Below are 26,056 nucleotides of genomic sequence, written 5' to 3' on the forward strand. Positions count from 1 at the left end.
TGTTCGCTGGATGCGCACACGCCATTAGGGCTCGTCCGCCGGCGCGAGGCGGCCGCCTCCGGAATGACCGTCGGGCGTGCCCATCCTCGAAGGGCAGGGGTGCCTCCCGCCGCCCCGATCCGGGTTCCTTCGACGGACCCCGTGCCCTACAAGTTCCATTCGAGCATGCGGTGGAGCCGGGTCGGGGGCCGCCGGCGCGGCGAAAGCCGCTCCCCTCCGGGAGGCGCAGGGAGAGGACGTGATGCTGGGCGATACGCGAAGGACCCTCCCGGGTGCCCCGCTGCACCTGTTTGCGCTCGACGCGACGAGCGCGCTTGGCGCGGCGATCGGCGCGGCCATTGGCCAGCCGCCGAGCAGGCACGAGGAGCGCAGCTTCGAGGATGGCGAGCACAAGGCGCGTCCTCTGGTGAGCGTGCGGGGGGCGGATGTCTACGTGGTCCAAAGCCTGCACGGCGGCCCCGGCGAGAGCGGCAACGACAAGCTGGTGCGGCTCCTGTTCTTCATCGGCGCGTTGCGCGACGGCGGTGCCGCGCGGATCACCGCGGTGGTGCCCTATCTCGCCTATTCCCGGAAGGACCGGCAGACGAAGCCGCGTGACCCGGTGAGCACGCGCTACATGGCGGAACTGATCGAGGCAGTGGGAACCGACGCGGTCGTGACGCTCGACGTGCACAACATCGTCGCCTTCCAGAACGCCTTCCGGATCAACGCCTGGCATCTCGACACGCGACGGCTGATGATCGAGCGCCTTCTGTCGGACCTTCCCGGGGGGGCGATCGTCGTCGCGTCGCCCGACCCGGGCGGCGTGAAGCGGGCGCAGCTCTTTCGCGAAATGCTCGAGGCGCGCCTTGGCCGCCCGGTCGGTGCGGCCTTCATGGAGAAGCGGCGCAGCGGGGGCGTGGTCAGCGGGACGCTCCTCGCCGGCGATGTGGAGGGCGCGCATGCGATCATCGTCGATGACATGATCGCCTCGGGCCACACGATGGTCCGCGCCGCCGAGGCGCTGCGCGCCCAGGGCGCGCTTGGCGTGACCGCGATTGCCGGCCATGGCCTCTTCACCGAGGGCGGTGCCGCGGCGCTCGCGCGGCCCGAGATCGACCGCTGGATCGTGACCGACGCCGTGCCGCTGTTCCGGCTGCCCGAGGATCTGGCGCGGCGCCGGGTCGAGGTGGTCAGCGTCGCGCCGCTGTTCGCCCAGGCGATCCGTCGTCTCAGCGGCGGCGGCTCGCTGGTGGACCTCATCGAGGGCGAAGCGTGAGCGCCGCCTGTTCGGCCTGGTCGAGATAGCGGTTCGCGAGGGGAATCCACTTGCGCGGTGTCCGCGGGTGCGGATCGAGCAGATGTGCCAGGGTCTGCCGGGCCCGCAACATGGCGCGATAGGCGGTGTAGAAGGCGATCAGCCGCGGGGTGGGGTCGTCCTGCATGATTTCGCCGCAGCGCCGGATCAAGGCCGGACCGATCGAGGCCGCCCCGAGCACGCTGCATTCCATCCCCAGATAGGCCAGCTCGTCGAATGGATCGACCAGCCGGAGCGGGCGCGAGAATTCGAGACAGTCGATCACCACGGGAGGATCGTCGAGGCAGACATGCTCGGGACGCAGGTCGCCGTGCCCCTCGACGACCCGGCCCTCGATGACGCGGCCCTTCACGAGGTCCGGCTCATCGCGGAGCAGGGCAACCAATTCCGCGTTGATGGCCGCTCCCCGCTCCGCCACCGAGGTGAACGCCTGCAGCGCGAGCACGCGGCCATTCTCGTCAAGCTCGTGGGCGAACCTCGCGAGGTGCCCGGCGGCATCGACCTCGGCGGGTTCCAGCGAACGGTAGAACGCCGCAAGCCGCGTTGCGACCGCCTCGATCCGGTCGGGCGTTGCCGTGCCGGTTGCGATTGCCCGGTCCAGCATGTCGCTGTCGCGCAAACGACGCATGACCACCAGCCAGTCGACCACCGGGCCATTGCCGTCGAGCACGAGTCCGCGGCCGTTCTCGACCGTCAGGCGGGCGACGCCGCGATAGACATCCGGCGCCAGCCGGCGGTTGAGCCGCACTTCCTCCTCGCAGATGATCCGGCGTGCCTCGATCGTCGAGTAGTCGAGAAAGGACGTCCGAACCTGCTTCTTCAGCTTGTAGGCGCGGTCTGCGGCGAGGAAGACCCAGGCCTTGCTGGTCTCGCGCACCTCGACCGGGCCTGCAACGGAATAGATCTCCGGCGCCGAGAGGACGGCGACCTTGACGCCGATGGGCGGCTCCTCGCCGACCCACCGTGGCGCGCGCGGCTTCGGGGCGCGCCGACCGGCGTCTTGGAAATGACCTGCCATTGTCTTTCGTGCGACCTTCTGCCCCGGCGAAGCCGAGGCCTCGCCATCCCGATCGTTCGGTCATCATCGCGGCCGCGGCGCCGCGTGTGCATTGACGCCAATCAAGGAACCCGGCGCGCCATTGTGAAAAGCTCAGGAACGCAGGTGCTGGTGACGCCGACCCGCGGCGGCATCCGGTTGGCGCGTGGCAAAGGGCACCAGCCCGATGCGGGCGGGGTTGCCTGTATATGGTGGGGGCAGCGGGCGCGCTGCATGTTGGAACAGGCTTGGGCCCGGATGCCGGGATGGAGTGCGCGGAGCGGTGAACTCATTCACGCTGGTCATTCGTTACGTGGGCTTTGCTGCGGTTGCGACCATTGGCAACCTCGGGACGCAGCGGGCCGTTCTGTCGATGGGCGAGCACTGGTTCCTTGCTGCGCTGGTCGCCGGAACCGCTGTCGGGCTCGTGACGAAATACGTGCTCGACAAGAAATGGATCTTCCATGACGCGCGTCGGCCGCTGCCCACCGAGGCACGGATGTTCACGCTCTACACTGCAACGGGCATCGGTACGACGCTATTGTTCTGGGGCGTCGAGTCCGCATTCTGGCTTGTCGGCCAGAGCCACGCGATGCGTGAACTCGGCGCGGTGATCGGTCTCGCGATCGGCTACACCGTTAAGTTCAATCTGGACCGCCGGTTCGTGTTCGGAAAGGCGGCAGTGCCTCAGCGATGAGCTTCAGATCGCAAGGACGATCAGGACCAGGCCAGCGAGCAGGATCGCCCAGCCCGCCCGGTCATGCAGGACGAACGCGACCGTGTCGTAATCCTCGCGCCCTTCGATGCCCAGCCGAACGATCCTCAGAAGCCAGATGACCAGCGGGATGACGGCGAACGCCAGCAGCACCGGGTTGGCGTAGAGTTCCGCGGCCCGGGGCCCGGACGCGTAAAAAAGGAACAGAAGGGCCGCCATGGCTATCGAGCCGTAGGCGATGCGCTCGAGATTCAGGAGATCGGCCGGCGAGTAGCCCCTGCCCGGCAGGGGGCCCTTCGCGCCCAGACGGCTGAGCGCCGTCAGCCGTTTCGCGCAAGCCAGCGCAAGGAAGACCGTGAACCCGAGCGCGAGCAGGATCGGCGGGATCGGCACGCCTGCGGCCACAGCCCCGGTGAATACCCGGAGCATGAAGAACAGCGCGAGGGCAAGAACATCGAGCCAGCGACGCTTCTTCAGCATGAGGGAGTAGGTGAGGCTGCCGATCATGTAGAGGAGCGTCAACGCGCCGACCGCCGGGCTCACGCCGAGCGCGATGATCAGGGCCAGGAGGACGAGGACGGCACTTGCCCCGGTGGCGGCCTGGATCGGAAGCAGGCCCGACGCGATGGGCCGATTGCGTTTTTCCGGATGGCGGCGGTCGGACTCGAGGTCGAGCAGGTCGTTCAGGATGTAGATCGCGGAGGCCCCGAGACTGAAGGCCAGCGCCGCCAGAGCAACCTGCGCCAGCCCTCCCGGATCGAGGTCATGCGCCACCAGGAGAGGAAGGAAGAGAAGGGCGTTCTTTGCCCAATGTGACGGGCGCAATTCTTGAAGCAATGCTCGAAATTTCCAATCTTGCCTAATGATATCGATAGGTTTTCCAGCTCTCTCGAGCCGGTGGCGAAGCCTTTGCGATGGTGCGACGGCGATGATTTCCCGAGCGCCCTCCCAAGCCTTCATGTCGGTATCGGAATTCCCCGCGTAATCGTAGCGTCCCGTGCCGAACCGCTGGGCGAGAAAGCCCGCCTTGGCGTCGCCCGTCAGGTTCGTCTCGCGATCCGAGCCGAAATGCGGCCCCGGCAGGCCGAGGCGCGCCGCGACCGCATCGACGAGGCCTTGCGCCGAGCCGGAGACCAGATGGACCGGCCGCCCCTCGCCCAGCGCGGTATGGACACGCTCGAGAAGCCGTTCCTCGAGCGGAAGCAGGTCGATGCAGGGCGTTGCGATGGCGGCGAGTTCATGCTTGAGCCGGCTCGGCGAGCCGATGTGCGCTATCGAGACCCGCAACGTTGCCGCCGTGTCGTGCCCCAGCGCGGCCCAGAAAGTCTCGTGGAGCAGATCGGTGCGCAGCAAGGTGCCGTCCAGGTCGAGGACGAGCGGAACCTTCGCCGCAGGCTGCGCAGTTGCTTCTGGCTCCATGTCATCGGGCTCGCATTCGGCTTGCATGAGGGAAGACGCGCGGGCGGCGCATGGCACTGACGGTAGGCTGTCGTCCGGGCACGGAAAAGAACTTTAGCGCCATGGATTGATTTGAATCATGTCGTCGCGGGCCGGAATCTTCCCACCCTGCGGCTTGAGCAAAGGGCGCCGAGCGCGCTTCGGCATGTGTTCGTGGAAAGCCAGTCGAGAATGAAACGGGTTCTGGTGACCGGCGGCGCCGGGTTCATGGGCATCAACCTCGTGCGTTACCTGCTCGAGCGCGGGTACGGGGTGCGCAGCTACGACATAGCGCCATTTGCCTTTCCCGAGGCGGACCGGATCTCGGTGCTCCAGGGCGACATACGCGACGTTCGACACCACGACGCCGCTTTCGACGGCGTCGACATCGTCGTGCATTGCGCCGCGGCCCTTCCCTTGGCCGAACCGGCCGAGATCAGGTCCACCAATGTCGACGGCACCCGAATGCTGCTCGAAACCGCGCTGGATCGGGGGGTGGAGAGGTTCGTCTTCATCTCGTCGACCGCGGTCTACGGTATCCCGGACCACCATCCGATCCTCGAGGATGACCGGCTCGATGGCGTGGGCCCGTATGGCGCGTCCAAGATCGAGGCGGAGGCGCTGTGCCGCGCGGCCCGGGCCTCCGGGCTCTGCATCCCGATCCTCAGGCCGAAATCCTTCGTCGGGCCCGAGCGCCTCGGGGTTTTCGAGCTCCTCTACGAGTTCGCGGCCGATGGCCGGAATTTCCCCGTCCTCGGCTCGGGCGACAACCTCTACCAACTGCTCGATGTCGAGGATCTCTGCCGTGCCGTCGAGCTTGCGGCCACTGCCGACCCCGCGGCCGCCGACGATACCTTCAATGTCGGTGCCGAGCGGTTCGGAACGCTGCGCGAGAGCTTCCAGGCCGTGCTCGATCGCGCGGGGCACGGCAAGCGGGTCGTCTCGCTGCCCAAGGGGCCAGCGGTCTGGACGCTCAGGATCCTCGAGCGGCTGGGGCTCTCGCCCCTCTATGGCTGGATCTACGAGACGATGACCGAGGACAGCTTCGTCGGCATCGACCGGATTCGCGAGCGTCTCGGCTTCGTGCCGCGCCACTCGAACGTCGAGGCGCTGGTCCGGAACTTCGACTGGTATCTTGCCAACCGGGACCGCATCCCCGAGACCAGCGGCACGACGCACCGCGTCCACTGGAGAAAGGGTGCGCTCGCCCTTGCGCGCCATGCGTTCTGAGCGCGCGCGCCTTCGGCTTGCGGCGGGGCTGCTCGCCGCCCTGCTGGCCGGTGCAACGGGCGCCCCCGCGGCGGCCGGCATGCAGGCGGATCGCAGGGCGGCCTACGAGGCGGTCGGCCCGAAATCGATCCTCGACCTGCAACCGTTCCGCAGCGAGAGCGAAGCCCGGCTTGCGGAGGGGACCGCGCTCCGCCTCGTCTCGATCAATCCTGCGGTCAATGGCTGGTTTCTCCTCGTCCTCGGCGAGGGGGCGGCGGCGCGGAGCTTTCACCTCGAGAACCCCGACCCCCGGCAGCGGAGCGTGACCCTCCAGCCGGGCCCGGCCGCGACGCTCGTGCTGGAGGGGCCGGGCGGGCGAACGACCTGCGAGCCATGGGCCGGCACGCCCTCGGATCTCGACCGTGCCGTGGCGAGCGGCCTTCCATTCGCGCCGCTCTGCGGCGATCGACTCCTCCTCCGCAACCGCGTTTCCGGCTCGGCGACCAGCCTCGAGCGGACGACTGACTTCCTGCGCGATCACGTCTGGGGCGGCGAGTCGGTGGTCGGCTTCGTCCGCGACACCTTCTTCCGCGACTCCCATGCCGAGGAGAGCCCCGAGGTCGGGACTGCCTCGGGACATTCCGCGGCAGGCCCCCGACCCGCGCCGCTGAAGGCGCCCGACGATGCCCGGCCGGTGCTTTCGGTCGTCCATGACCTCGGGCTTGCCGGGGGGCAGGGCGCCAGAATGGCCGAAGGGACCTGGTATCCCGTCGCCGGGCTCGATGGCGTCTTCGCGAGCGCCATCCGGCCGGCCGCGATCAGCGACGCGGTGCTGCGCGGCCCCGGCAAGGCCAACGCCCTCGACCCGATCGAGGGAGATGCGACGGCCATCCTCGTGGCCTTCGATCTCGCGCGCTTCGATCTCGGTTTCGCGATGGGGACCGACCATCCGCGGCTCGACTGGTCGCCGCGTGCGCCGGCATCGGTCCGCGCGGGCGGACTCCCGGGACCCGACGGCGTCGGCTCGCCCGAGCCTCTCGTCATGCTGGGCATGGTGAGCCCGGCCCTGACCGATCGCACGGTGGCCACCTTCACCGGAGGGTTCAAGCGCCAGCATGGCGCCTTCAAGTGGGGGCCGCTCTCGACGGTCAATTCCGGGTCGCATTACGGCTTCGTCGAGCAGGGCACGGTGCTGGGCAAGCTCCAGCCCGGGCTTGCCACGGTCTATGCGCTGGCGGATGGCACGATCGGCATGACGACCTGGACCGGGGCCGACGACGCCCTGCTGCCGCGGATCCGCTTTGCGCGGCAGAACGGCGTCGCGCTGGTCGAGCCCGACCCGGCGACGGGCGAGCCCCTGCCGGGGCGCTTCGTGACGCAATGGGGACCGGGGAACTGGTCCGGCTCGGCTGCTGCCGAGCTCAGGACGCTGCGCGCCGGGGCCTGCATGGCGGCGGCCCGGGGCGGTCGCTATCTCGTCTACGGATATTTCTCGACCGCCACACCGTCCGCCATGGCGCGCACCTTCCAGGCCTATGGCTGCGAGTATGCGATGCTGCTCGACATGAACGCGCTCGAGCACACCTACCTCGCGCTCTATGTGCGTCGCGCCGGTCAGGTCCATGTCGAGCACATCGTTCCAGGCATGGGGCTTGTCGACCGCAAGGACAAACGCGGCAACGTGATCCCGCGGTTCCTGGGCTATCCCGACAACCGCGACCTCTTCTACCTGACGCGGAAGGAGTAGGAGATGTTCCGCAAGCTCGTGACGGCTTGTTTCGCGATCCTTCTTGGCGCCGCGGCGCAGGCGAACCCGCCGGAGACCCTTCCGGAAGCGAACGAGCGCCTGTTCGAGGAGCTCCGCTCGGTTCATGGCTACGACGATGCCGTGATGGCCCGGCTCCGCGCGATCTTCGCGCGTTCGGGCTTCATCGGCCAGGGCAATCCCGCAATCACCCGCCACCCGATGACGCCTGACCAGTGCCGGCAACGGATCCCGGGCGGCGTGGCGGCCTATGACGACGAGCGCGCGACCCGCATCTGCGGCGCGCGGTACATGGCGCCGCTCTACGACCCGGCGACCCAGCGGCCCGAGGATGCGCGCGCCTGCATCGACCGCTTCGAATTCCCGAACATTCCATGCGCCTATCCGGTGGTGTGGACCAAGGCCGTCGAGGCGGCCGAGATCTGCGAAGCCGTCGGCAAGCGCCTCTGCGACGCGCATGAGTGGGAGGGGGCCTGCGCCGGCGCGCTGGGGCCGCCCGACTACCGCTTCGACCTCGCGGCTGGAGCCCCGGCCAACACCGCCGTCAGCCGGATGCGCGCGGCGCACAACGCGAAATACGAGGGGAGCAAGACCTGGAGCTACGGGCCCGAATACCAGAGCGGTGTCTGTGCGGCGGCGAGCGCCAAGAGCCCGAGCTGCGGCGGCGGCGGTTTCAACAGCTGCGGGTCGAACACCTATCCGGCCGGCGCCTTCCCCGGCTGCCGCAGCGCGCTCGGCGTCTACGACATCAACGGCAATGCCGCCGAGCACATGAACCTGCCTCTCGCCCCGGACGAGATGGCGAGCCGCGGCAGCGACACCCTCGGCGTGACCGAGATGAAGGGAAGCTGGTTCATATTCGACAACTACCGCGCCCATCCCGACTGGTGCCGGTGGCGCGCACCCTTCTGGCACGGAAGCCGCGTGCGATCGCCGTCGAGCCACGCAAACTACCATCTCGGCTTCAGGTGCTGCAGCACACTCGACTGACGGGCGCGCGCCGGGTCCGTCGCCCGCTCAGTCGCCAAGCGCCGCGACGAGCCGGTCGGGGCGCTCGATCGGACCTTCGCCGCTGACGATCCCTGCGAGGTCCGGGTCGGCCAGGACTTCCGCAAGCGGACGCGGGACGCCATTGACCTGCGCCGTCGCGGCGACCAGCCGGATGCCGTGGCTGTAGTCGGCATACTGCGCGCCGTGCACGGTGCTGAGAGGCTGGATCGGCCGCCCGTTCGGGCGGTGCCAGCCATAGATCGCGACCTTGCCATGCGCCTTGGCGAGGCGCCGCGACAGGACCACATCCTTCTTGTGGCCGGCCGTCAGCGCGCCGAGCGGCTGTCCCGAGGCCGTGCGCTGCCGGTCGACCTCGGCATTGTGCTCCACGAAGTATCGGGTCGAGGTCATCGCCGCTGTGGGCTCCATCGGCCTCGGCGGCAGCCGGACGCTCGCCGCGGCGTAGATCGCGTCGACCATCCTTGGCGTCGGCAGCATGAAGTCGAGCGCGCCGGCAATCCTGAGCGCCGCCGGCAAGCCGACCGGCGTGCGGACGAAGTCCGTATCATCGCCCACGGCGAGGTAATCCGGCGTCACGCAGATCGTGATCCGCACATCCCTATCGTCCCGCGTGGTGCCTTCCAGCGTGACCGGAACGAGCCGACGCAGGAATTGCGGAACATTGCCTCCAAGCACGGCCTCGACGATCACGCTGTCGCGCTGGGAGCCAGCGAGGCTCGTCGCGGCCCGCATGAGATCCGACGCCGTCGGTGCCCCGACCGGCCGGTTCGGAATGCTCGCAGCAAGAGACGACCCGCATCCCGTTGCCGGGACCGCGGACGCGTGCCGTGGCGCTCCGATCAAGGCCACGCAGGCAAGCGCCAGCGCAAAGCGCAATGGGGCCATTGGATCGGTTCTCCGCTTCTCGCCGGCATTGGCAAGGTATGTCCCACACACGCCTTGCCGTCCCGCTCTCTTAGCCGACAGGTGCCGATCGCTGCAAGCGCACGGCCTAGGGGGCAACACGTGGGAGGTGTCGGACCACGACGAACCGGTCGCAGCCAGTCCGGGGCAGGGTTCTCGTGGCCGCGCCGAGTTCAAGCCACGCGGCAAGAGCGGCGGTTCGGTCGACCTGGTGGATGCCCCTGCGCGACAGGCTGCGTCCCTGGCCGAGGCGGTTCTGGATCGAGGAATGGACGGTAGCAAACCCGTGCCGCGAAGACCCGACGGGCTCGCGGCGGATATCGATGCCGCGCGTCATCGTCCTCCACGCGGTTCAGACGGGACAACGGGCGCGTCCGAATTTTCGATTCTGTATCAGCGGCTTGTGAGTGATGGCGGAGGGGACGGGGCTGGGATCGAACGTTCTCTAAGGTTAGAATGACGGCGCTCATGGGTCGTCAGTCAGGAAGGTTACGTGGACACTCGACGTGCTGGTCACCGCTCCATGTCGCAGTCGGAGCGAATGGGGGGATATCGGCTGAGGCTCAAGCTGGCCATCCTTCATGCAGCCAGCCTCGTTCCCGAGGATGGAAACCGGCTATACTCTTCCATGTCTCGGAACCGGAGAGCGTTGATTGGAACCGCTGTCCCGCTCAAACTCAACCAGTTCTCCGCCCGCGATCCTGCGCGCGGTCAAGCTGACGAAGGTCTATGGCCATGGGGCCTCGGCCGTTCATGCGCTGCGTGGCGTCGATCTTTCTCTGGTGCGCGGTGAGCTGGTTGTTCTTCTTGGGCCATCGGGCAGCGGAAAATCGACGCTTTTGAACATTCTCGGTGGGCTCGACCAGCCAACCGGCGGCGAGGTGCTCTTCGACGGGCAACCCCTGTCCGATGCGGATGACGACCGCCTGACCCGTTTCCGGCGCGAACGTGTCGGTTTCGTCTTCCAGTTCTACAACCTGATCTCATCGTTGACCGCCGTCGAGAACGTGGCCCTCGTCACCGAGATTGCCGCCAATCCCATGTCGCCTCGCGAAGCGCTCGATCTCGTCGGCCTCGCGGAGCGCGCGAACCACTTCCCGGCCGAGCTTTCAGGAGGCGAGCAGCAGCGGGTCGCCATCGCGCGGGCCATTGCCAAGCGGCCGGAGATCCTTCTTTGCGACGAGCCGACTGGTGCGCTCGACAGCCAGACAGGGGTCGTGGTGCTGGAGGTGATCGAGCGCATCAATCGCGAGGTCGGGACGACGTCGCTCATCATCACTCACAACGTCTCGATCGCCGGGATGGCGGACCGGGTTGTCACCATGGCGGACGGGCGCATCGTCGAGGACCGTGTCATCGAGACCCGCGTCGCGCCGTCGGCGATCACGTGGTGAGCCCGATGCGGATGCTCGACGTCAAGCTGATGCGAGACCTGTGGCGGCTGAGGGGCCACGTCGTCGCCGTGGCACTCGTCGTTGCTTCGGGCGTCGCGCTTCTCGTCATGTCGCTGAGTGCACTCACCTCGCTCAGCGCGACGACCGATGCCTACTACCAGCGTCAGGGTTTTGCCGAGGTGTTCGCAGGCCTGAAGCGCGCTCCCGAGCGCCTTGCCACGCGGATCGGTGCGATCCCGGGCGTCCAGACCGTCGAGACCCGTATCACCGCATTTGCGACCGTCGATATGGAAGGAATCAGCGAACCCGTCACGGCTCGGCTGGTTTCGCTTCCTGCGGCAGGCAGAGAGCCTCTTCTCAACCGACCCGTGCTCCGCGCGGGGCGCATGGTGGATGCGGGGCGCGACGACGAGGCCATCCTTCACGCGCCCTTCGCCGAGGCAAACGGTCTCACGCTTGGCGACGGCCTGAGAATCCTGATGAACGGCAAGCTGCGGGAGGTCCGGGTCGTCGGGCTCGCGCTGTCGCCGGAATACGTCTATGCGATCGCACCGGGCGGGCTGATGCCCGATGACCGACGCTTCGGCGTGATCTGGATGGCGCGAGAGGCGCTCGCCGCTGCCTACGACATGGATGGCGCCTTCAACGATGTGAGCCTCTCGCTCCTGCATGGCGTCCCGCCCGAGGGGGTTATCGCAAGACTCGATCCGCTCCTCGAACGATACGGCGGCACGGGCGCGGTCGCCCGCGAGGATCAAGCCTCGAACTGGTTCCTCCAGAACGAGCTGGCGCAGCTCCGCACGATGGCGACGATCCTCCCGACGATCTTCCTTGTCGTTGCTGCCTTCCTCACCAACGCCGTGCTCGCCCGCCTCATCGCAACCGAGCGCCGCGAGATCAGCCTTCTGAAGGCTTTCGGATACTCGAATGCCGCGGTCGGCTGGCACTATGCGAAGCTCGCGCTCGCGATGGCGCTGTTGGGGGTGCTCCTGGGCTGGGTGCTCGGCGCCGGACTGGGGCGCTACAACACCGAGCTCTATTCGGACTTCTTCCGCTTTCCCTTCCTCCACTACGGTCCGAGCGGCGCCGAATTTGCGATCTCGGCTGTGGTCGCGCTCGGATCGGCGCTCGCGGGCGCGGCCTCGGCGGTAGGCCGCGCGGTCGCCCTGCCGCCCGCCGAAGCGATGCGCCCGCCCGCGCCGGCGGGCTTCCGCGCGACGCTCGTGCCCGAGGGGCTCGCGCGACGCCTCGACACGCCGACGCGCATCGTGCTGCGCCAGATCGCCCGGACCCCGCTGCGCTCGCTCGTGACCGTCGCGGGTGTCTCCCTTGCCGTCGCGGTCCTCGTCACCGCGCTGCAGTGGGGTGACGCAATCGCGCTGATGGTCCGTAGCCAGTTCTCGGACAGCCAGCGCCAGGACATGATTATCGCGTTCCACGAACTTCGCGCCGATCGGGCCCGCCATGACCTTTCGCGGCTTCCTGGCGTCATGTCGGTCGAGCCGATGCGCATTGTCCGGGCTGATCTCAGGGCCGGCGCGCATCTCCACCGCGGGGCGCTGACGGGGCTTCCCCGAGATGCATGGCTTCAGGCAATCCATGACGTGGGCGGCTGGACCCTGCCGGTGCCGCCTGGCGGGGTCGTGATCGGGAGCGCCCTCGCCGCGAAGCTCGGCGTCTCGCCGGGCGATCGTATCTCGGTCGAGGTGCTCGAGGGCGCGCATCCACGATTTTCGATCGAAGTCGCCGCGGTCTTCGAAACATGGATCGAGATGCCGGCCGTTTTCGCTCTTGATCGGCTCAACCGTGAGATGGGCGATCCGCCGGCCTTCGACCAGGCGGGCCTTCTCGTCGATCCGAAAGTGCAGGACGCACTCTTTGAAACACTTCGAGAGATACCCGGCGTCTCGGCGGTGGTGGTCAAGCGCCATGCGGTCGCAACGATGTTCGAGACCCTCGGCGAGACAATCCTGATCTTCACGTCGTTCTTCGTGGTCTTCGCCTGCGCGCTGGCGGCGGGCGTGATCTACAACGCGGCCCGCATCGCGCTCTCCGAACGCGCGCGCGAACTCGCCACGTTGAGGGTTCTCGGCTTCACGAGATGGGAGATTTCCTACATCCTGATCGGGGAGACGGCGTTGCTCGTCCTCGTCGGCTTGCCGCTCGGCTGCCTCGTGGGGTGGGGCCTCGCGATGCTGATCGCGGAGGCCTTCGCGACCGAGCTATACCGTGTGCCGCTCACGGTGCTGCCGCCAACCTTCGGCACGGCGGTCATGATCGTGCTCGCGGCGAGCATCGGCTCGGCGGCGCTGGTGCGGCGGCGCCTCGACCGTCTCGACCTGATCGCGGTGCTGAAGACAAGGGAGTGACGGATCGTGACGCCAGCTTTCAGGCGGCTGACCTTCTGGGCGATCCCGGCCCTCGCTCTCGCCGGCGGGCTCGCGGCAGCCTTCTGGCCGAGGCCGGTCGAGACCGACCTTGCCCGCGTGGAGCGCGGCCCGCTCATTTCCAGCGTCGCCGAGCAGGGAAAGACCCGGATCGCGGACGTGTTCGTCGTGTCGGCCCCGGTCGGTGGCCGGGTCCTACGCGTCACCATCGAGCCCGGCGACAGTGTGGTCGCGAACGAGACCGTCGTGGCCGAGATCGAGCCGCGCGATCCCGAATTCCTTGATGTGCGGAGCGAGGCCGAGGCGCGGGCGGCCGTCGCGGCCGCGCGCGCGGCTTTCGCCCACGCGCAAGCCCTGCTGGAGCAGGCGCGCGCCGAACTCGATTTCGCCACCGCCGAGGTCGCGCGGGTCCGCAACCTTCGCGCCACCAACACCGTCTCCGAGCGCGCGCTCGAGGACGCCGAACGATCCTTCCGCACCCGACAGGCCGCCGTCTCGACCGCCGAGGCGGCCGTGGAGATGCGCCGCTTCGAGCTTGAGGCAGCCGAGGTCCGGCTTTTGCGGCCGGAGGAGGCCCAAGAGCGCGCTGGCAGCTGTCCATGCATCCCGATCCGCGCGCCCGTTGACGGCCAGGTGCTGCGCGTCCTTCATGAGAGCGAGGGCGTCGTCGCAGCCGGAACGCCCCTGCTCGAGATCGGGGATCCGCAAGCGCTCGAGTTCGTCGTCGAGTTCCTCTCGACCGATGCCGTGCGGATCCGGCCCGGCCAGCGGGCAATTATCGAGGACTGGGGCGGCGCGGAGTCCCTGAACGGCGTCGTGGAGCGGATCGAGCCCTTCGGCTTCACCAAGGTCTCCGCGCTAGGCATCGAGGAGCAGCGCGTGAACGTGATCGTCGATCTGACCGACCCGCTGGAGAAGCGGGCGCGGCTCGGCCACGGCTTCGAGGCGGAGGTCCGCGTCGTTCTCGGAGAAGCGGAGTCTGCGCTCAAGGTGCCGCTGACCGCGCTCTTCAGAGACCGAGACATGTGGGCCGTGTTCGAGGTCGTCGAGGGGCGTGCAAGGCTCCGCACGGTAGAAATCGGCGAACGCACTGACACCGAGGCTAGTATCATCGAGGGCCTCGAGGAAGGTGCCCGGGTTGTGCGCTTCCCCGATGACCGCATACTCGACGGGCTCCGCATCCGCACACGATAGAGCTCCTGCGCCGTCCGCATTGCTGAGGCGGGCGTCACGTATGGCCGCTACGGCTACCGGCGGATCGCCTTCGTGGTCCACCGCCCGCCACGGGTAGTGGCGGTCGCCGTTGATCTTCACGAACATCTTGTCGACGTGCCATCGCCAGTTCGAGAAGGCGCGCAGTCTGTCTATGCGCTTGCGTCGGATCTCTGCCGCAAACACCGGTCCGAACCGACGCCACCAGAAACGCACCGTCTCATAACTGACGTCGATGCCGCGTTCGTGCAGCAGGTCCTCGACGTTCCTAAGCGAGAGCGGAAACCGGATTTACATCATCACGGCCAGGGGATGACCTCGGGGCTGGTCTTGAAATACCGGAAGGGGCTGCGTTGGCTCATGCCGCGAGGGCAGGGAGGTGGCTTTCCACGCTCAACCTAGTTTGCTCTGACAGTGCCTCGCCCATAACGCGAGACTAGGGAGGTCGCCATTCCGCCTCCAGCAGAGTTGCTCTGACAGAACCTTAAAAGGTCCGGTCGCCCGCCTCAAGAAGGGTTGCTTTGACAGAACCTTCAGCACGACGGACGGGCCGAGCGAGCCCGCCCGTCACTCGGCTCAGACGTTTGTGCCGAGCGGAAGATCGCGCAGCCGTCGCCCCGTCGCCGCAAAAATTGCGTTGCCCATCGCTGGTGCGACAGGCGGTACGCCCGGCTCGCCAATCCCCGACGCGTGGACCGAGAACGGATGAGGCACGATATGGACCTCCACCTTCTCCGGGAAATTGTCCGCGCGTGCCACGTCGTAGTCATGGAAATTCGACTGCTGCACACGTCCATCCGCAAAGGTGATCCCGGAGTTGAGCGCGAGTGTCATGCCCATCACGGCCGAACCTTCCATCTGGCTACGGATCCGCTCGGGGTTCGCTGCAAAACCGCAGTCGACGGCGAAATGCATCTCCGGGACGCGGATCTGGCCGTCGACGATCCTGACCCTAGCCGCGACTGCGACATAGGTGACAAAGGAACGATGAACGGCAAGGCCGAGCCCCTCGCCCTCAGGCAGCGTTGCGCCCCATCCGGCCGCGTCCGCCGCGACCTCGACCACATGAGCGAGGCGCCCCGTGTCGATCGGATATTCAGCATACGGCTCGCCGTAGTTCCAAAAGTCCTCGGGCATCCCCGCCGTCGCGACGTCGATCGTGCGCGGCGGGCCGATCAGTTCGAGCAGCATCTCCTTGTGGTCGCGCCCCAACTCGTGCGCCAGTTCGGCGATGAAGCTCTGCACCGCCCATGCCCGCGGAACGTTGGAAACCGAGCGGAACCAGCCAATCCGTGCATGGGCCAAGGCCGGCGCGTTGTCGCAGCGGATGTTGGCGACGTCCCAGGGAGCATCGACATGGCCCATTCCGTTCTCGATGAAGAACTGATGGCCGTTGTCAGGTGCGAACGTCGATAGGATTGACGGTGCTACCGAGGTGTGGTGCCAGCCGGTTACCTTGCCCGCGTCATCCATCGCGACGCGTAGACGCTCGACCGAGGTCGTGTGCATGAAGCTGTTGTGGATGTCGTCCTCGCGCGTCCACTGCACCCGGACTGGCGCGTTTACGGCCTTGGAGAGTCGCGCTGCCTCGATCGCGAAGTCCCATTTCGACTTCCGCCCGAATCCGCCACCGAGCAACGTGACGTTGACCTTCACCTGTTCGATCGGAAGGGCGAGGTCCTTCGCCACGTCCTCGCGCGCGCCGTAGGGGCTCTGGACGGAGGTCCAGATCTCGCAGCCATCCGTGGTCACCGACGCGATCGCCACGGGTGGCTCCATCGGAATATGCGCCATGTGCGCCTGATAATAGGAGCGCTCGAAGATCGTTGACGCCGCGGCGAAGGCGCCGGGTACATCGCCCTGATCTCGGAAGATCTTGTCGGGGGCCTTTGACGCCTCTTCCATCTCGGCGCGGTAGGCCGCGCTTTCGTATGAGGCATGCGGCCCGTCGTCCCACTCGATCTTCAGGCGCTCGCGACCACGCTCGGCCGCCCAGGTGTTCGTGGCGACGACGGCTATCCCGCCAAGCGGCAGGAAATTGACGGGAGCAGGGGCGCCCGCGATCTCGATCACCCGCTCGACACCCGGAACCGCGAGCGTCTCGCTGGCATCGTAACTCTTGACCTTGCCTCCGAGTACCGGAGGCCGTGCGATTACCGCGACCTTCATGCCATTCAGCCTGACATCGGCGCCGTAGATCGCCTTTCCGGTGGTGATGTCGTGGAGATCGGTGATCTGGACCTCGCCCTTTCCGATGTATCGGAATGCGGCCTCGTCCTTGAATGTCAGGTCCTCGAACGAGGGGACCAGTTCGGCCATCGCCGCTTCCGCCAGCTCGCCGAAGTCCGCGCTCTGTCCGTCGGGGCCCTTCAGCGTGTGAAACTCGACGGTCACGGCCGCGGGCTCGACTCCCCATGACTTCGCAGCGGCACGCCGAAGCATTTCCCGAACGGCCGCACCCATCTGGCGCATCGGCTGGATGTGATGTCGCAGCGACCGCGAGCCGTCCGTGTCCTGGTTGCCGTAGCGCGGCTCATCGCCCGGAGCCTGCAGGATCCTCACACGGCTCCAGTCGGCATCGAGTTCGTCGGCCAGCACCATCGGCAGAGATGTGCGCGATCCTTGGCCCATTTCAGAGCGGTGAGCGACGATGGTGACGGTACCGTCCGGGTCGATCGAGACGAAGACGAGCGGATCCGCAACGATCCCCCGCGGCATCTGGAGCCCGCCCGTCGGATAACTCTCGAAGGCGCCCGATGGTCGCGTGAATAGTCCGAGCGCGAAGGCAGCGATCCCGCCCTTCAGCACGCTGCGGCGATCGACGGCAGCGATAAGGACCCGCCGGGCGGCCTCGCGCGCACCGGGCAGGAGATGGTCAGGCAAATAGCTCAGCATGGCTCAGATCCCCGTGGCGGCGTGGCGGACGGCGGCGACGATGCGCTGGTAGCAGCCGCAGCGGCAGACGTTGCCCCGCATCCCCTCCAGGATCTCGGCGTCCGTGATGTTGGGCTTTTCGGCGACAAGGCTTGCCGCTTGCATGATCTGCCCCGTTTGGCAGAACCCGCATTGCGGCACATTCAGTTCGCGCCAAGCGCGCTGCACCGGGTGTTCGCCCTCGGGGTGCAGACCCTCTATCGTCGTGACGGACTTTCCCGCGACCTCGCCCATGGACACCATGCAGCTGCGTTCCGCCTTGCCATCGACGTGAACGGTGCAGGCGCCGCAAAGCCCGGCGCCGCATCCGTACTTCGTTCCCGTCAATCCGACGATATCCCGGATGGCCCAGAGCAGGGGCATGTCGCTCGGCGCGTCAATCGAGTGCTGTGATCCGTTCAGCGAGAAGTCTATTGGCATGGAATTCCTCCCCTTAATCGCATTCGGCTCGGCTTTAAGATACTGGCGCGCTCGAGACTGACCCTCCGAGCGCAAGCCTTGCTGCGCCCAGTCACCGTCGTTCATCCGTCGGGCGAATTGCGGCCGAGTCGCGAAGCCTAAGGTAGCATGAGCGAACGCGGAGCAGCGGAAATTTCGGGCGCAGACCCTGCGTGAATGGGGCGTCACGGCTCCGGCCTTTCGGTCGTCATGACCGATCCCACCTCCCGACTACCGAGCGTATGCGCCAGCACCTGCGAGCACGGCGTGCCGCGTAGAGCCAACGGGGACAAGTAGGTCGCCATCGTCAAGTCAGTCATTTGGACACCCGCCGGGCAGATCGGTAGAGAGGGCAAGAAACGTCAGTTAAACAGTTCGATGCGCGCGGAGAAGGCGCCGTCCTGAAGCAGGGCGTCGATCGGTCCGTCGAAGTCTCCAAGCCGGACCGGACCGCGCGATTCCTCGAACGGCTTGCAGACGATCGCGAGGTTACGCGTCGGCCCAATCATTCGGTCGCGCGTTCAAGCGCATGACGGGATTGCCTCCGGCACTCTGGCGCCGCGTTGCAGGAGATCCTCTCACCCTGCGCCAACCTACCGATCTAAGACCAACTCTGTCTGCCGTCAGCGCCGATGGGCCGAATTGACGTGATTGGGTAAGGGAGGGTTTCTGGCTTCTCGTAACCACCATGGAGTGGAGATGAGACAGAAATCCGGGACACCGAAGGCGACGGCTGAACAGGTCGTGAAGGACATCCGCGGCAGGACGCGGAAGCACCATTCAGCCGAAGAGAAGATCAGGATCGTGCTGGAGGGGCTGCGGGGCGAGGCGAGCATCGCCGAGCTGTGCCGGCGCGAAGGCATTGCTCAGAGCCTGTATTACTCGTGGTCGAAGGAGTTTCTCGAAGCCGGCAAGCGGCGCCTGGCCGGCGACACCGCACGCCAGGCGACGAGCCCCGAGGTGAAGGAGCTGCGCGCCGAGACCGCTGCTCTGAAGGAGGCGGTGGCCGATCTCACGCTCGAGAACCGACTGCTCAAAAAAGCATGATCGGCGGTGGGGGAGACCAAGAATGAGGTATCCCGCATCCGAGAAGCTCGAGAGGTGCTGTCAGACCAATGCGAACCAGTCTCAGCTCGGCCGGGGCAGGGGTGTTTCAGGCAGCGCCGAGCTGGCGCCATTCAGCGAGAGCGGCGGCGCGGTTCAGCTTGAAGATGTCCCTGCTGGAAAGGCTGCGTTCCTGATTGAAGTGGTTGTGGACGGACGAATGGACGGCGGCAAAGGTCTGCAGACTGCGCATCCGTCTGAACCGGAGCATCGCCCGCTCTCGTCGTCGCAGTGGCAGGTGTGAATTCTCGACGCGGTTGTTCAACCACCGCCCCGTCGACTGCAGATCCGACCCACCAAGCTCGCGCAGTGCGGCGTGGTACGACGGAAGCCGATCGGTGACGATCTCCTGCGGCCGGCCGTAGCGACGCATTAATTTCCGGAGGAATTTCAACGCGGCTTTCTTGTTGCGACGCCTCGTGACGACGGCTTCGAGAACCTCGCCTTCGTGATCGACCGCACGCCACAGGTAATGGCGCTCGCCGTTGATTTTCACGAACATCTCGTCGACGTGCCAACGCCAGTTCGAGAAGGCCCGCAGTTTGTCGATGCGCTTGCGCCGGATCTCGGCGGCAAACATCGGCCCGAACCGATGCCACCAGAACCGCACTGTCTCGTGACTGACGTCGATGCCGCGCTCGTGCAGCAGGTCCTCGACGTTCCGGAGCGAGAGCGGGAACCGCACGTACATCATGACCGCCAGGCGGATGATCTCCGGGCTGGTTTTGAAGTAGCGGAAGGGGCTGCGTCTTCTCATGCTGGCAGGGTAGGTAGGCCGCCACCTTGCCTCAAGCCGGTTTCCTCTGACACTGCCCGCCTTCGAGCTGCAGGCCCGCCGCCATGGCGGCCTGCCGGCGGCGGTGGTTCGGCAACTCGCCCGCATCGCTGCCGGCGAGGACCGGCCAAAGACACCCGGGCTCCGGCCGGGCGGGCGGCTCATCCGCGAATGGAACGGGGTCACCCATGTCGTCGAGGTCACGGCGGAGGGCTATCTCTGGCACGGCACGCGCCACCGCTCGCTCTCGGCCATCGCCCGCGCAATCACCGGGGCGCACTGGTCGGGCCCGCGCTTCTTCGGGCTGTCGAAGGGCGGGGCAGGGCGGTGACGGCGAAGGCGCGGATCCGCTGCGCGATCTACACCCGCAAGTCGAGCGAGGAGGGGCTCGAGCAGGGCTTCAACTCGCTCGACGCCCAGGCCGAGGCCTGCGCGGCCTACATCGCGAGCCAGCGCCATGAGGGCTGGCGGCCGGTCGATGCACGCTATGACGACGGCGGCGTCTCGGGCGGCACGCTCGAGCGCCCGGCGCTCGCGCGCCTGCTCGCCGACATCGAGGCCGGGCAGGTCGACATGGTCGTGGTCTACAAGATCGACCGGCTGACCCGGTCGCTCGCCGACTTCGCGCGGCTCGTCGAGCGCTTCGATGCAACCGGGTGCTCCTTCGTCTCGGTGACCCAGGCCTTCAACACCGCGACCTCGATGGGCCGGCTCACCCTCAACGTGCTGCTCTCCTTTGCGCAGTTCGAGCGCGAGGTCACGGCCGAGCGCATCCGCGACAAGATCGCGGCCTCGAAGCGCAAGGGCATGTGGATGGGTGGGCTCGTGCCGCTCGGCTATGACCGGCACCCGGACCCGAAGCGCCGCGGCCTCGTGGTCAATGCCGACGAGGCGGAAGCGGTCGCAACGATCTTCCAGCTCTATGACGCGCATGGCTGCCTGCGGGTCGTGACGGAGGAGGCCGCGCGCCTCGGCATCCGCTCGAAACGCCGGGTCTTCGCCAGTGGCGCGACCCGGGGCGGCGCTGTCCTGTCGCGCGGGCAGGTGCACTTCCTGCTCACCAACCCGGTCTACCAGGGCGCGATCCGGCACAAGGACACGACCTGGCCGGGGCAGCACGCGGCGATCATCGACGACGCGCTCTGGGCCCGCGTGCAGGAGAAGCTCGCGGCGGCGAGCGCCCGGCCGCGCGGCCGACGGTTGAAGGACGGGGCGGGGGAGGCGAGCGCGATGGCCGCACCCCTTGCCGGCAAGCTGCGGGACGAGACCGGCGACCGGCTCACGCCGACCCACGCGCAGCGCCATGGCCTGCGCTTCCGCTACTACGTCTCGCATCGGCTCGTCGCGGGAAAGACGACCCCTGACCCGTCGGCATGGCGCTTGCCGGGGCCCGCGCTCGAGCGGGCCGTCGCGCGGCTGATCGCGGGCCATCTCGAGAATGGCGCTCGGCGGCACGCACTTCTCGATGCCCCCCTGGCCGCAAATGCCTCGATGATCGAGGCGCGTGCACGCGACCTCTGCGCCCGGCTTCGGACGGGAGCCGACGCGCTGCTGCGTGACCTCGTCCGCTCGGGCGAGATCGTGCCCGGACAGGTCTCGATCCGGCTCGAACCGGAGAGGCTGGCCGCACTCCTCGCGGTCGAGGCCACGGCGCTATCGGCACCGGCCCTGGCGATCACCACGCCCCTCGCGCTCCGCCGCCGTGGCGTCGAGACCCGCATCGTCGCGGGAGAGCCTGAGGCGAGCCCGGATCCGGTTCTCGTCCGGCGCCTCGCACAGGCGCACCGCTGGGTCGCCGCGCTGCGTCGGGGCGCGCCGCTCTCCGCCCTCTCCCGCAAGGCAGGGTGCACGGATGCCTTCATCCGGACCCGGGCCCAGCTCGCCTTTCTCTCCCCGCCAATCCAGGAAGCGATCCTCGAGGGCCGCCAGCCCGCCGGCCTCACCCTCGAGCGGATCGTCCGCGCCGGCGTGCCGCTCGACTGGGCCGAGCAGGACGAGCGCTTCGGCATCTGAAGCCGAGGCCCGCGCGCCATCTCCATCCCACCTGCCTGATCACAATTGCCTGATTTGCGATGAATTTCCCTGCTCTGGGGCGCAGGGAACCCGTCGCTAACGCGCTGATCACGTGGGCGTTCCGGGAGCGGGACTTCGCGCGAAGGCGTCAGAATGGCAAAAATTCCCTGCAAATTCCCTGCTGGCAGGGAAATCGCGCTGAGCGAACCGGGCGATGCGGAGAGCAGAGACGGGTGGCGGAAATGGGGAGATTCTCGCCACGCGGCGGCGTCTCACGAGCAGCGCCCGCGCGCTAACCCGCGGAAACAGGCGGGTATTCCGGGTCAACGCCGCCAATGTGGGAAGAGACTGGTCTGGGTGGCGGTGGTGTCAGACCAATGCGAACCAGTCTCAGATTGGCTGTCAACGTCGGCCTTCAGGCTGCGCCGAGCTGACGCCACTCCTCAAGTGCGGCGGTTCTGTTGACCTTGAAGAGGTGCTGTCAGACCATTTCGAACTGGTCTCTGCAAGGGCCGTATGGCCGCCCATCAGGCCGCGCCAAGCTGACGCCACTCGGCCAGAGCGGCGGCGCGATTGACTTTGAATATGTCCCTGCTGGAGAGGCTGCGTTCCTGGTTGAAGAGATTGTGGACGGAAGAGTGGACGGCGGCGAAGGTTTGCAAACTTCGCATGCGCCGGAACCGGAGCATCGCGCGTTCTCGTCGTCGGAATGGCAGGTGTGAGTTCTCGACACGGTTGTTCAACCAGCGCCCGGTCGATTGCAGATCCGAGCCGCCAAGCTCGCGCAGTGCGGCGCGGTAAGACGGAAGTCGATCGGTGACGATCTCCTGCGGCCGACCGTAGCGCCGCATCAATTTCCGGAGGAGTTTCAATGCTGCTTTCTTATTGCGGCGCTTCGTGACGACGGCCTCGAGCACCTCGCCTTCATGGTCGACGGCACGCCACAGGTAATGGCGCTCGCCGTTGATCTTCACAAAGACCTCGTCCACGTGCCAGCGCCAGTGCGAGAACGCGCGCATCTGATCGACACGTCTGCGCCGGATCTCGGCGGCGAACATTGGGCCAAATCTCCGCCACCAGAACCGCACCGTCTCATGGCTGATGTCGACCCCGCGCTCGTGCAGCAGGTCCTCGACGTTCCGGAGCGACAGCGGGAACCGCACATACAGCATCACCGCCAGGCGGATGATCTCTGGGCTGCTATGGAAGCCCTTGAACGGATTGGGTCTGCTCATCCGAGGACGCTACGAAGGCGTCCAGTCTGGCTCAAGCCGGAAGTTCCTGACAGCGCCGAAAAACCTGCTTCTTGCCAATGGCTGCTCATGGCGCAAGGTTCAAGCCCGCGCTCCTGCACTGCAGAAAGGCGGCTTCGAGCCCGGAGCGGACGTTCGCCTTGGCGTAATGTGTTTTGAATTGAGGCTTGGTCTATTAGGAAAGATTTCCACCTTTGAAGCACTTCCAAAGAAGATAACCAAGGGTAAGAACAACGCTGATCGGAATGCTGAAGATCGTAATGAACGCTTTGGCCAAGCCAATCAGCGAGCCACCGTCGTCATACTCTGAAACAAAGACTGCATAGAGTAAGAGACAAACCAAAATCCCGCCGACCGCTAGCACGAACGTCGTGATCAGTGATTGCCTTAGCCACTGGAACGCTTTGAAGGCAAAGATCAAAACGATCAGCTCGACAACTATCCCAAATTGCCCTGGGGGAAATAGCTCCCAATTGCCAAATAAGCCAGAGGCTGCGAATACTGCCACGATACAGAAGATGACGTACAACCATACCTTAAGAAAGACGATCAGCGCTCGTCCTAGTGTGTTGGAATTATCCGCACCCAGCATCACTGAATTGTCATCGAACAGGTCTGCAGTCGCCTTGACGCAGATCAATGCCGTTCTTGTTGTTTTACGGTATTCACGAGTGTGGCAGAGAAGGGCCCGGGAGGCTGATTGATAATGTGGATTGCCGTTAAATTAATTCGTAGGTCAATGGAAACAGTGTTTTCCACAACCTCGACGGCTTCGGCTCTGCTCTCGGGCTGTATCGCATTGTGGCTATTAACACTACCCTCATCAGCACACGGGAATGCTCCAAATTTTGTCATGTTGCTGGGGACTAGCGTGGCTATGATTGCGACGCTCCCATTAACTGTATTGATTGAGGCTGTAGCCGTTAAAAAAATCTCGGACTATTCTTGGGAAAAATCGGGGATAGTTGCATGTGTTCTGTACGCCGCTTCGACATCGGTTGGTTCGCTTATTGGTGGAGGTATAATGTTTGCTATACATCCAATATTCTTTGATGCAGCCAAATACTTTTACGAAATTGTATCCGCAATATTATTCACGACTGTAAACTTCTCAATTGAGTTTCTTGTATTAGCTCTGATCCTTAGGTCATCTCTTGGATGGAAAGGCGCAGGCATCTTGTTGGCGGCCAATTTTATAACCACGGCGATGCTATTATTTGTGGCATACTCCGGTCTGTTTGGGGCTTGATCCATCATTTTTTGACTTTCCGCTCTTTGCTATTCCAGGCTCCTGAAAGTACTCCAATAGTTCTTCCGAGAGAGTCTGCTTTGCCCGCAATGCAAACACTGGCGAGAAATTGGCGAACGTCTGTAAGTCACTAGAAAGATCAACGACTGCAACGTCCGCAACCTGGACATCGGGGTCTGAGATCTCGCTGCGCTGGTCACGAATGACCGCTATTCCTTCTGCGCCGCAGCTTTCACCTCGGTTGAGCTTATGCTGCATTTGCGAGGGCGCCGGGCGGACCACTTCCGGAAAGGGCTCGAAGCCGCCTTTCTGCAGTGCAGGAGCGCGGGCTTGAACCTTGCGCCATGAGCAGCCATTGGCAAGAAGCAGGTTTTTCTCTGTTTTCAGTGGGCTAGCGCGCCCTGGGGACCTTCAGCGGTCGTAAGCGGTCGTCGGACGAATTGGGCCTGACCGACGGCTCTGAGCCCGAAGCGGACGTGTTTAAACGCCGCTGTGTGCGGCCGCAGCATCAAGGTCAACCAGAGCGAGCCTGTCCGCATGTTGCAGCGCCGCGGAGATGGCAGCCATTCGTGCCTACCGGAGCAAGTCTCGTAGCCCGACCGCCTGGCGGCCGAAACCGCCGAAGGTTCGCCGGCGGCTTCGACCCCAAACGCACGTTCGTGCCCGACGCGGCGAAGGTCTGAGCCAGGCGAAGCAGTCGCCAGCGTATGCTGCTGGCCCAAGCTATGTTAATGAGATTAGAGTGGAGCGGCGGTGGCTTCTAAGGAGGGAAGTCATGAATCTTTCGAACCGCTGTCTTGGCCAGTTTTGCTTTGTAGTACTGGCAGCCACCACTACCCCCCACTCGCAAGCTGAGACGCTGGCAAGCACAAATGCGGACAACCGACTGACGCTCGCCTTCGACGTGCCAGACGCAGCGCTGGCCGAGCGGATGCCCGAAGGCTGGAACTCCGTTCCATTCGGCAGCGGTCCGTTTGCCGGCGCCGACCTGATCATGGTCTTCATCGACTCCCACCGGGTTGTCGATCCGGCGGGAAAGCCGATGTACGGCGGGCGGTACCGCGGCATGGCCCTTGCGGCGCCGGCAAAAGCGGAAGGCTCGGACGACCTGGTCTTTATGGTCACCAATGTTTTCGTGAGCGACGCGACAATCAATCCCTACAAGAACTCGGTCGAGGCGCGGGTCACGCGAGAAATTGCGTCGACCGGAACCGGGACCAACCCAGCCAAGGTCAGTCAGAACTGGCGCATCGAGCCCGGGACAGGCGGCGCGGTGGCATTGAAACTCGTCTATCAGGAGAGCATGCCGGGCCGGTCGCAGGGCGCGCCCCATATTCACTCCGCCGTCGAGCCGGACTTCTACCGTGTCTACCGCTTCGATCAGTTTGCGGACTTGCTGAAGGGGGGCGATGTGGATCGAATCGAGAGTCTTTCGTTGGAGATCACGGTCCCCGAGATCGGCGAACTCTTCGACGGCAGCGAGACACTGGTCGGCGTTCTGGACGTCCCGTGGTACATGCGAGAGATCTGGCTGCCATAGCTTTCGAATGCCATCAAATGCCGAGCTGGCCTGTACAGAACATACTCTGTCTCTCGGGAGGCCGGACCTTAACGCGTGCGGAAGACGAGCTTGTCCGCAGCCCGGTCACTCAAAGGATACAGGTCCAAAGGCCGCTGCCGCTAGATGCGGTCATTCCCAACGAGGACGCCTATCGACGGCTGGGAGCCCAAACCGGGGTGGTGTCAGACGAATGCGAACTCGTCTCAGTTTGCCGGCGAGCGCCGGATATCAGGCTGCGCCGAGCTGACGCCACTCCTCAAGTGCGGCGGTTCTGTTGACCTTGAAGATGTGCCGGCTTGAAAGACTGCGTTCCTGATTGAAGTGGTTCGAGACGGAGGCGTGGACAGCGGCGAACTTCTGCAG

21 protein-coding genes and 3 pseudogenes are annotated in these 26,056 nt (G+C 65.8%); 13 read left to right on the forward strand and 11 right to left on the reverse strand.

Annotation, left to right across the window (positions count from 1 at the left end):
- The first annotated feature begins 241 nt into the window (after positions 1-241).
- Positions 242-1,258: a ribose-phosphate diphosphokinase gene (locus tag M1105_RS17050; protein WP_249581583.1), complete on the forward strand. Its 1,017-nt coding sequence runs from the start codon at positions 242-244 to the stop codon at positions 1,256-1,258.
- Here the strand turns inward: M1105_RS17050 and M1105_RS17055 are convergent.
- A complete protein-coding gene (locus tag M1105_RS17055; RefSeq protein ID WP_249581584.1) occupies positions 1,239-2,315 on the reverse strand; it encodes a phosphotransferase in 1,077 nt (358 codons plus the stop codon). The two genes, M1105_RS17050 and M1105_RS17055, sit on opposite strands and share 20 nt — an antisense overlap.
- Positions 2,316-2,616: 301 nt before the next feature.
- On the opposite strand from M1105_RS17055, the gene M1105_RS17060 reads away from it, so the two are divergent.
- Positions 2,617-3,030, forward strand: coding sequence for a GtrA family protein (locus M1105_RS17060; protein WP_249581585.1), 414 nt, complete (start codon positions 2,617-2,619; stop codon positions 3,028-3,030).
- A gap of 3 nt (positions 3,031-3,033) precedes the next feature.
- Here the strand turns inward: M1105_RS17060 and M1105_RS17065 are convergent, their stop codons facing one another.
- A complete protein-coding gene (locus M1105_RS17065; RefSeq protein ID WP_249581586.1) occupies positions 3,034-4,467 on the reverse strand; it encodes a UbiA family prenyltransferase in 1,434 nt (477 codons plus the stop codon).
- 210 nt (positions 4,468-4,677) lie between these two features.
- On the opposite strand from M1105_RS17065, the gene M1105_RS17070 reads away from it, so the two are divergent.
- Genes M1105_RS17070 through M1105_RS17080 form a run of 3 tightly spaced genes read left to right on the forward strand, consistent with a single transcriptional unit; the run spans position 4,678 to position 8,449 of the window.
- The gene (locus tag M1105_RS17070) at positions 4,678-5,715 is read left to right on the forward strand and encodes an NAD-dependent epimerase/dehydratase family protein (protein WP_249581587.1); all 1,038 of its coding nucleotides are present in this window, start codon (positions 4,678-4,680) and stop codon (positions 5,713-5,715) included.
- The gene (locus M1105_RS17075; protein ID WP_249581588.1) at positions 5,684-7,441 is read left to right on the forward strand and encodes a hypothetical protein; all 1,758 of its coding nucleotides are present in this window, start codon (positions 5,684-5,686) and stop codon (positions 7,439-7,441) included. The genes M1105_RS17070 and M1105_RS17075 overlap by 32 nt, the downstream gene beginning before the upstream one ends.
- 3 nt (positions 7,442-7,444) lie before the next feature.
- The gene (locus tag M1105_RS17080) at positions 7,445-8,449 is read left to right on the forward strand and encodes a hypothetical protein (RefSeq protein WP_249581589.1); all 1,005 of its coding nucleotides are present in this window, start codon (positions 7,445-7,447) and stop codon (positions 8,447-8,449) included.
- 27 nt (positions 8,450-8,476) lie between these two features.
- Here M1105_RS17080 and M1105_RS17085 read toward each other — a convergent pair whose 3' ends face one another.
- Entirely contained in the window at positions 8,477-9,202 is a 726-nt protein-coding gene (locus M1105_RS17085) for a hypothetical protein (RefSeq protein WP_249581590.1), read from the reverse strand.
- Positions 9,203-10,035: 833 nt separating this feature from the next.
- On the opposite strand from M1105_RS17085, the gene M1105_RS17090 reads away from it, so the two are divergent.
- Genes M1105_RS17090 through M1105_RS17100 form a run of 3 tightly spaced genes read left to right on the forward strand, consistent with a single transcriptional unit; the run spans position 10,036 to position 14,348 of the window.
- A complete protein-coding gene (locus M1105_RS17090) occupies positions 10,036-10,767 on the forward strand; it encodes an ABC transporter ATP-binding protein (RefSeq protein ID WP_249581611.1) in 732 nt (243 codons plus the stop codon).
- A 5-nt stretch (positions 10,768-10,772) separates the two neighbouring features.
- Entirely contained in the window at positions 10,773-13,136 is a 2,364-nt protein-coding gene (locus M1105_RS17095; protein WP_249581612.1) for an ABC transporter permease, read from the forward strand.
- Positions 13,137-13,142: 6 nt separating this feature from the next.
- Positions 13,143-14,348 (forward strand): efflux RND transporter periplasmic adaptor subunit, encoded by a 1,206-nt coding sequence (locus M1105_RS17100; RefSeq protein ID WP_249581591.1) that lies wholly within the window; start codon positions 13,143-13,145, stop codon positions 14,346-14,348.
- Positions 14,349-14,411: 63 nt separating this feature from the next.
- Here the strand turns inward: M1105_RS17100 and M1105_RS17105 are convergent.
- The 4 genes and pseudogenes from M1105_RS17105 to M1105_RS17120 form a co-directional block, all read right to left on the reverse strand.
- A pseudogene (locus M1105_RS17105) lies at positions 14,412-14,728 on the reverse strand (DDE-type integrase/transposase/recombinase); the annotation flags it as partial.
- A gap of 214 nt (positions 14,729-14,942) precedes the next feature.
- Entirely contained in the window at positions 14,943-17,261 is a 2,319-nt protein-coding gene (locus tag M1105_RS17110) for a xanthine dehydrogenase family protein molybdopterin-binding subunit (RefSeq protein WP_249581592.1), read from the reverse strand.
- A 3-nt stretch (positions 17,262-17,264) separates the two neighbouring features.
- The gene (locus M1105_RS17115) at positions 17,265-17,720 is read right to left on the reverse strand and encodes a (2Fe-2S)-binding protein (protein ID WP_249581593.1); all 456 of its coding nucleotides are present in this window, start codon (positions 17,718-17,720) and stop codon (positions 17,265-17,267) included.
- 380 nt (positions 17,721-18,100) lie between these two features.
- A complete protein-coding gene (locus M1105_RS17120) occupies positions 18,101-18,247 on the reverse strand; it encodes a hypothetical protein (protein ID WP_249581594.1) in 147 nt (48 codons plus the stop codon).
- A gap of 190 nt (positions 18,248-18,437) precedes the next feature.
- Between M1105_RS17120 and M1105_RS17125 the strand changes: the two are divergent.
- Positions 18,438-18,837 (forward strand): annotated as a pseudogene (locus M1105_RS17125) (transposase); the annotation flags it as partial.
- Positions 18,838-18,891: 54 nt separating this feature from the next.
- Here the strand turns inward: M1105_RS17125 and M1105_RS17130 are convergent.
- Positions 18,892-19,599: an IS6 family transposase gene (locus M1105_RS17130; RefSeq protein WP_249581595.1), complete on the reverse strand. Its 708-nt coding sequence runs from the start codon at positions 19,597-19,599 to the stop codon at positions 18,892-18,894.
- Positions 19,600-19,666: 67 nt separating this feature from the next.
- On the opposite strand from M1105_RS17130, the gene M1105_RS17135 reads away from it, so the two are divergent.
- Positions 19,667-19,948 (forward strand): DUF2924 domain-containing protein, encoded by a 282-nt coding sequence (locus M1105_RS17135; protein WP_264759700.1) that lies wholly within the window; start codon positions 19,667-19,669, stop codon positions 19,946-19,948.
- Entirely contained in the window at positions 19,945-21,630 is a 1,686-nt protein-coding gene (locus M1105_RS17140) for a recombinase family protein (RefSeq protein WP_249581597.1), read from the forward strand. The genes M1105_RS17135 and M1105_RS17140 overlap by 4 nt, the downstream gene beginning before the upstream one ends.
- A 527-nt stretch (positions 21,631-22,157) precedes the next feature.
- On the opposite strand, the gene M1105_RS17145 is transcribed toward M1105_RS17140, so the two are convergent.
- Together M1105_RS17145 and M1105_RS17150 are read right to left on the reverse strand one after the other, a co-directional pair.
- Positions 22,158-22,865, reverse strand: a complete 708-nt coding sequence (locus M1105_RS17145) for an IS6 family transposase (RefSeq protein ID WP_249581598.1) — start codon at positions 22,863-22,865, stop codon at positions 22,158-22,160.
- A gap of 193 nt (positions 22,866-23,058) precedes the next feature.
- Positions 23,059-23,523, reverse strand: coding sequence for a hypothetical protein (locus M1105_RS17150; protein ID WP_249581254.1), 465 nt, complete (start codon positions 23,521-23,523; stop codon positions 23,059-23,061).
- A 66-nt stretch (positions 23,524-23,589) separates the two neighbouring features.
- Between M1105_RS17150 and M1105_RS17155 the strand changes: the two genes are divergently transcribed.
- Positions 23,590-24,132: a hypothetical protein gene (locus tag M1105_RS17155; RefSeq protein WP_249581599.1), complete on the forward strand. Its 543-nt coding sequence runs from the start codon at positions 23,590-23,592 to the stop codon at positions 24,130-24,132.
- A 775-nt stretch (positions 24,133-24,907) separates the two neighbouring features.
- Entirely contained in the window at positions 24,908-25,672 is a 765-nt protein-coding gene (locus tag M1105_RS17160; protein ID WP_249581600.1) for a hypothetical protein, read from the forward strand.
- 249 nt (positions 25,673-25,921) lie between these two features.
- On the opposite strand, the pseudogene M1105_RS17165 reads toward M1105_RS17160, so the two are convergent.
- Positions 25,922-26,056: pseudogene (locus M1105_RS17165) on the reverse strand (IS6 family transposase); the annotation flags it as partial.

Origin of the sequence: Thermohalobaculum sediminis, from assembly GCF_023487995.1 — a bacterium.
Classification (GTDB): Bacteria; Pseudomonadota; Alphaproteobacteria; order Rhodobacterales; family Rhodobacteraceae; genus Thermohalobaculum; species Thermohalobaculum sediminis.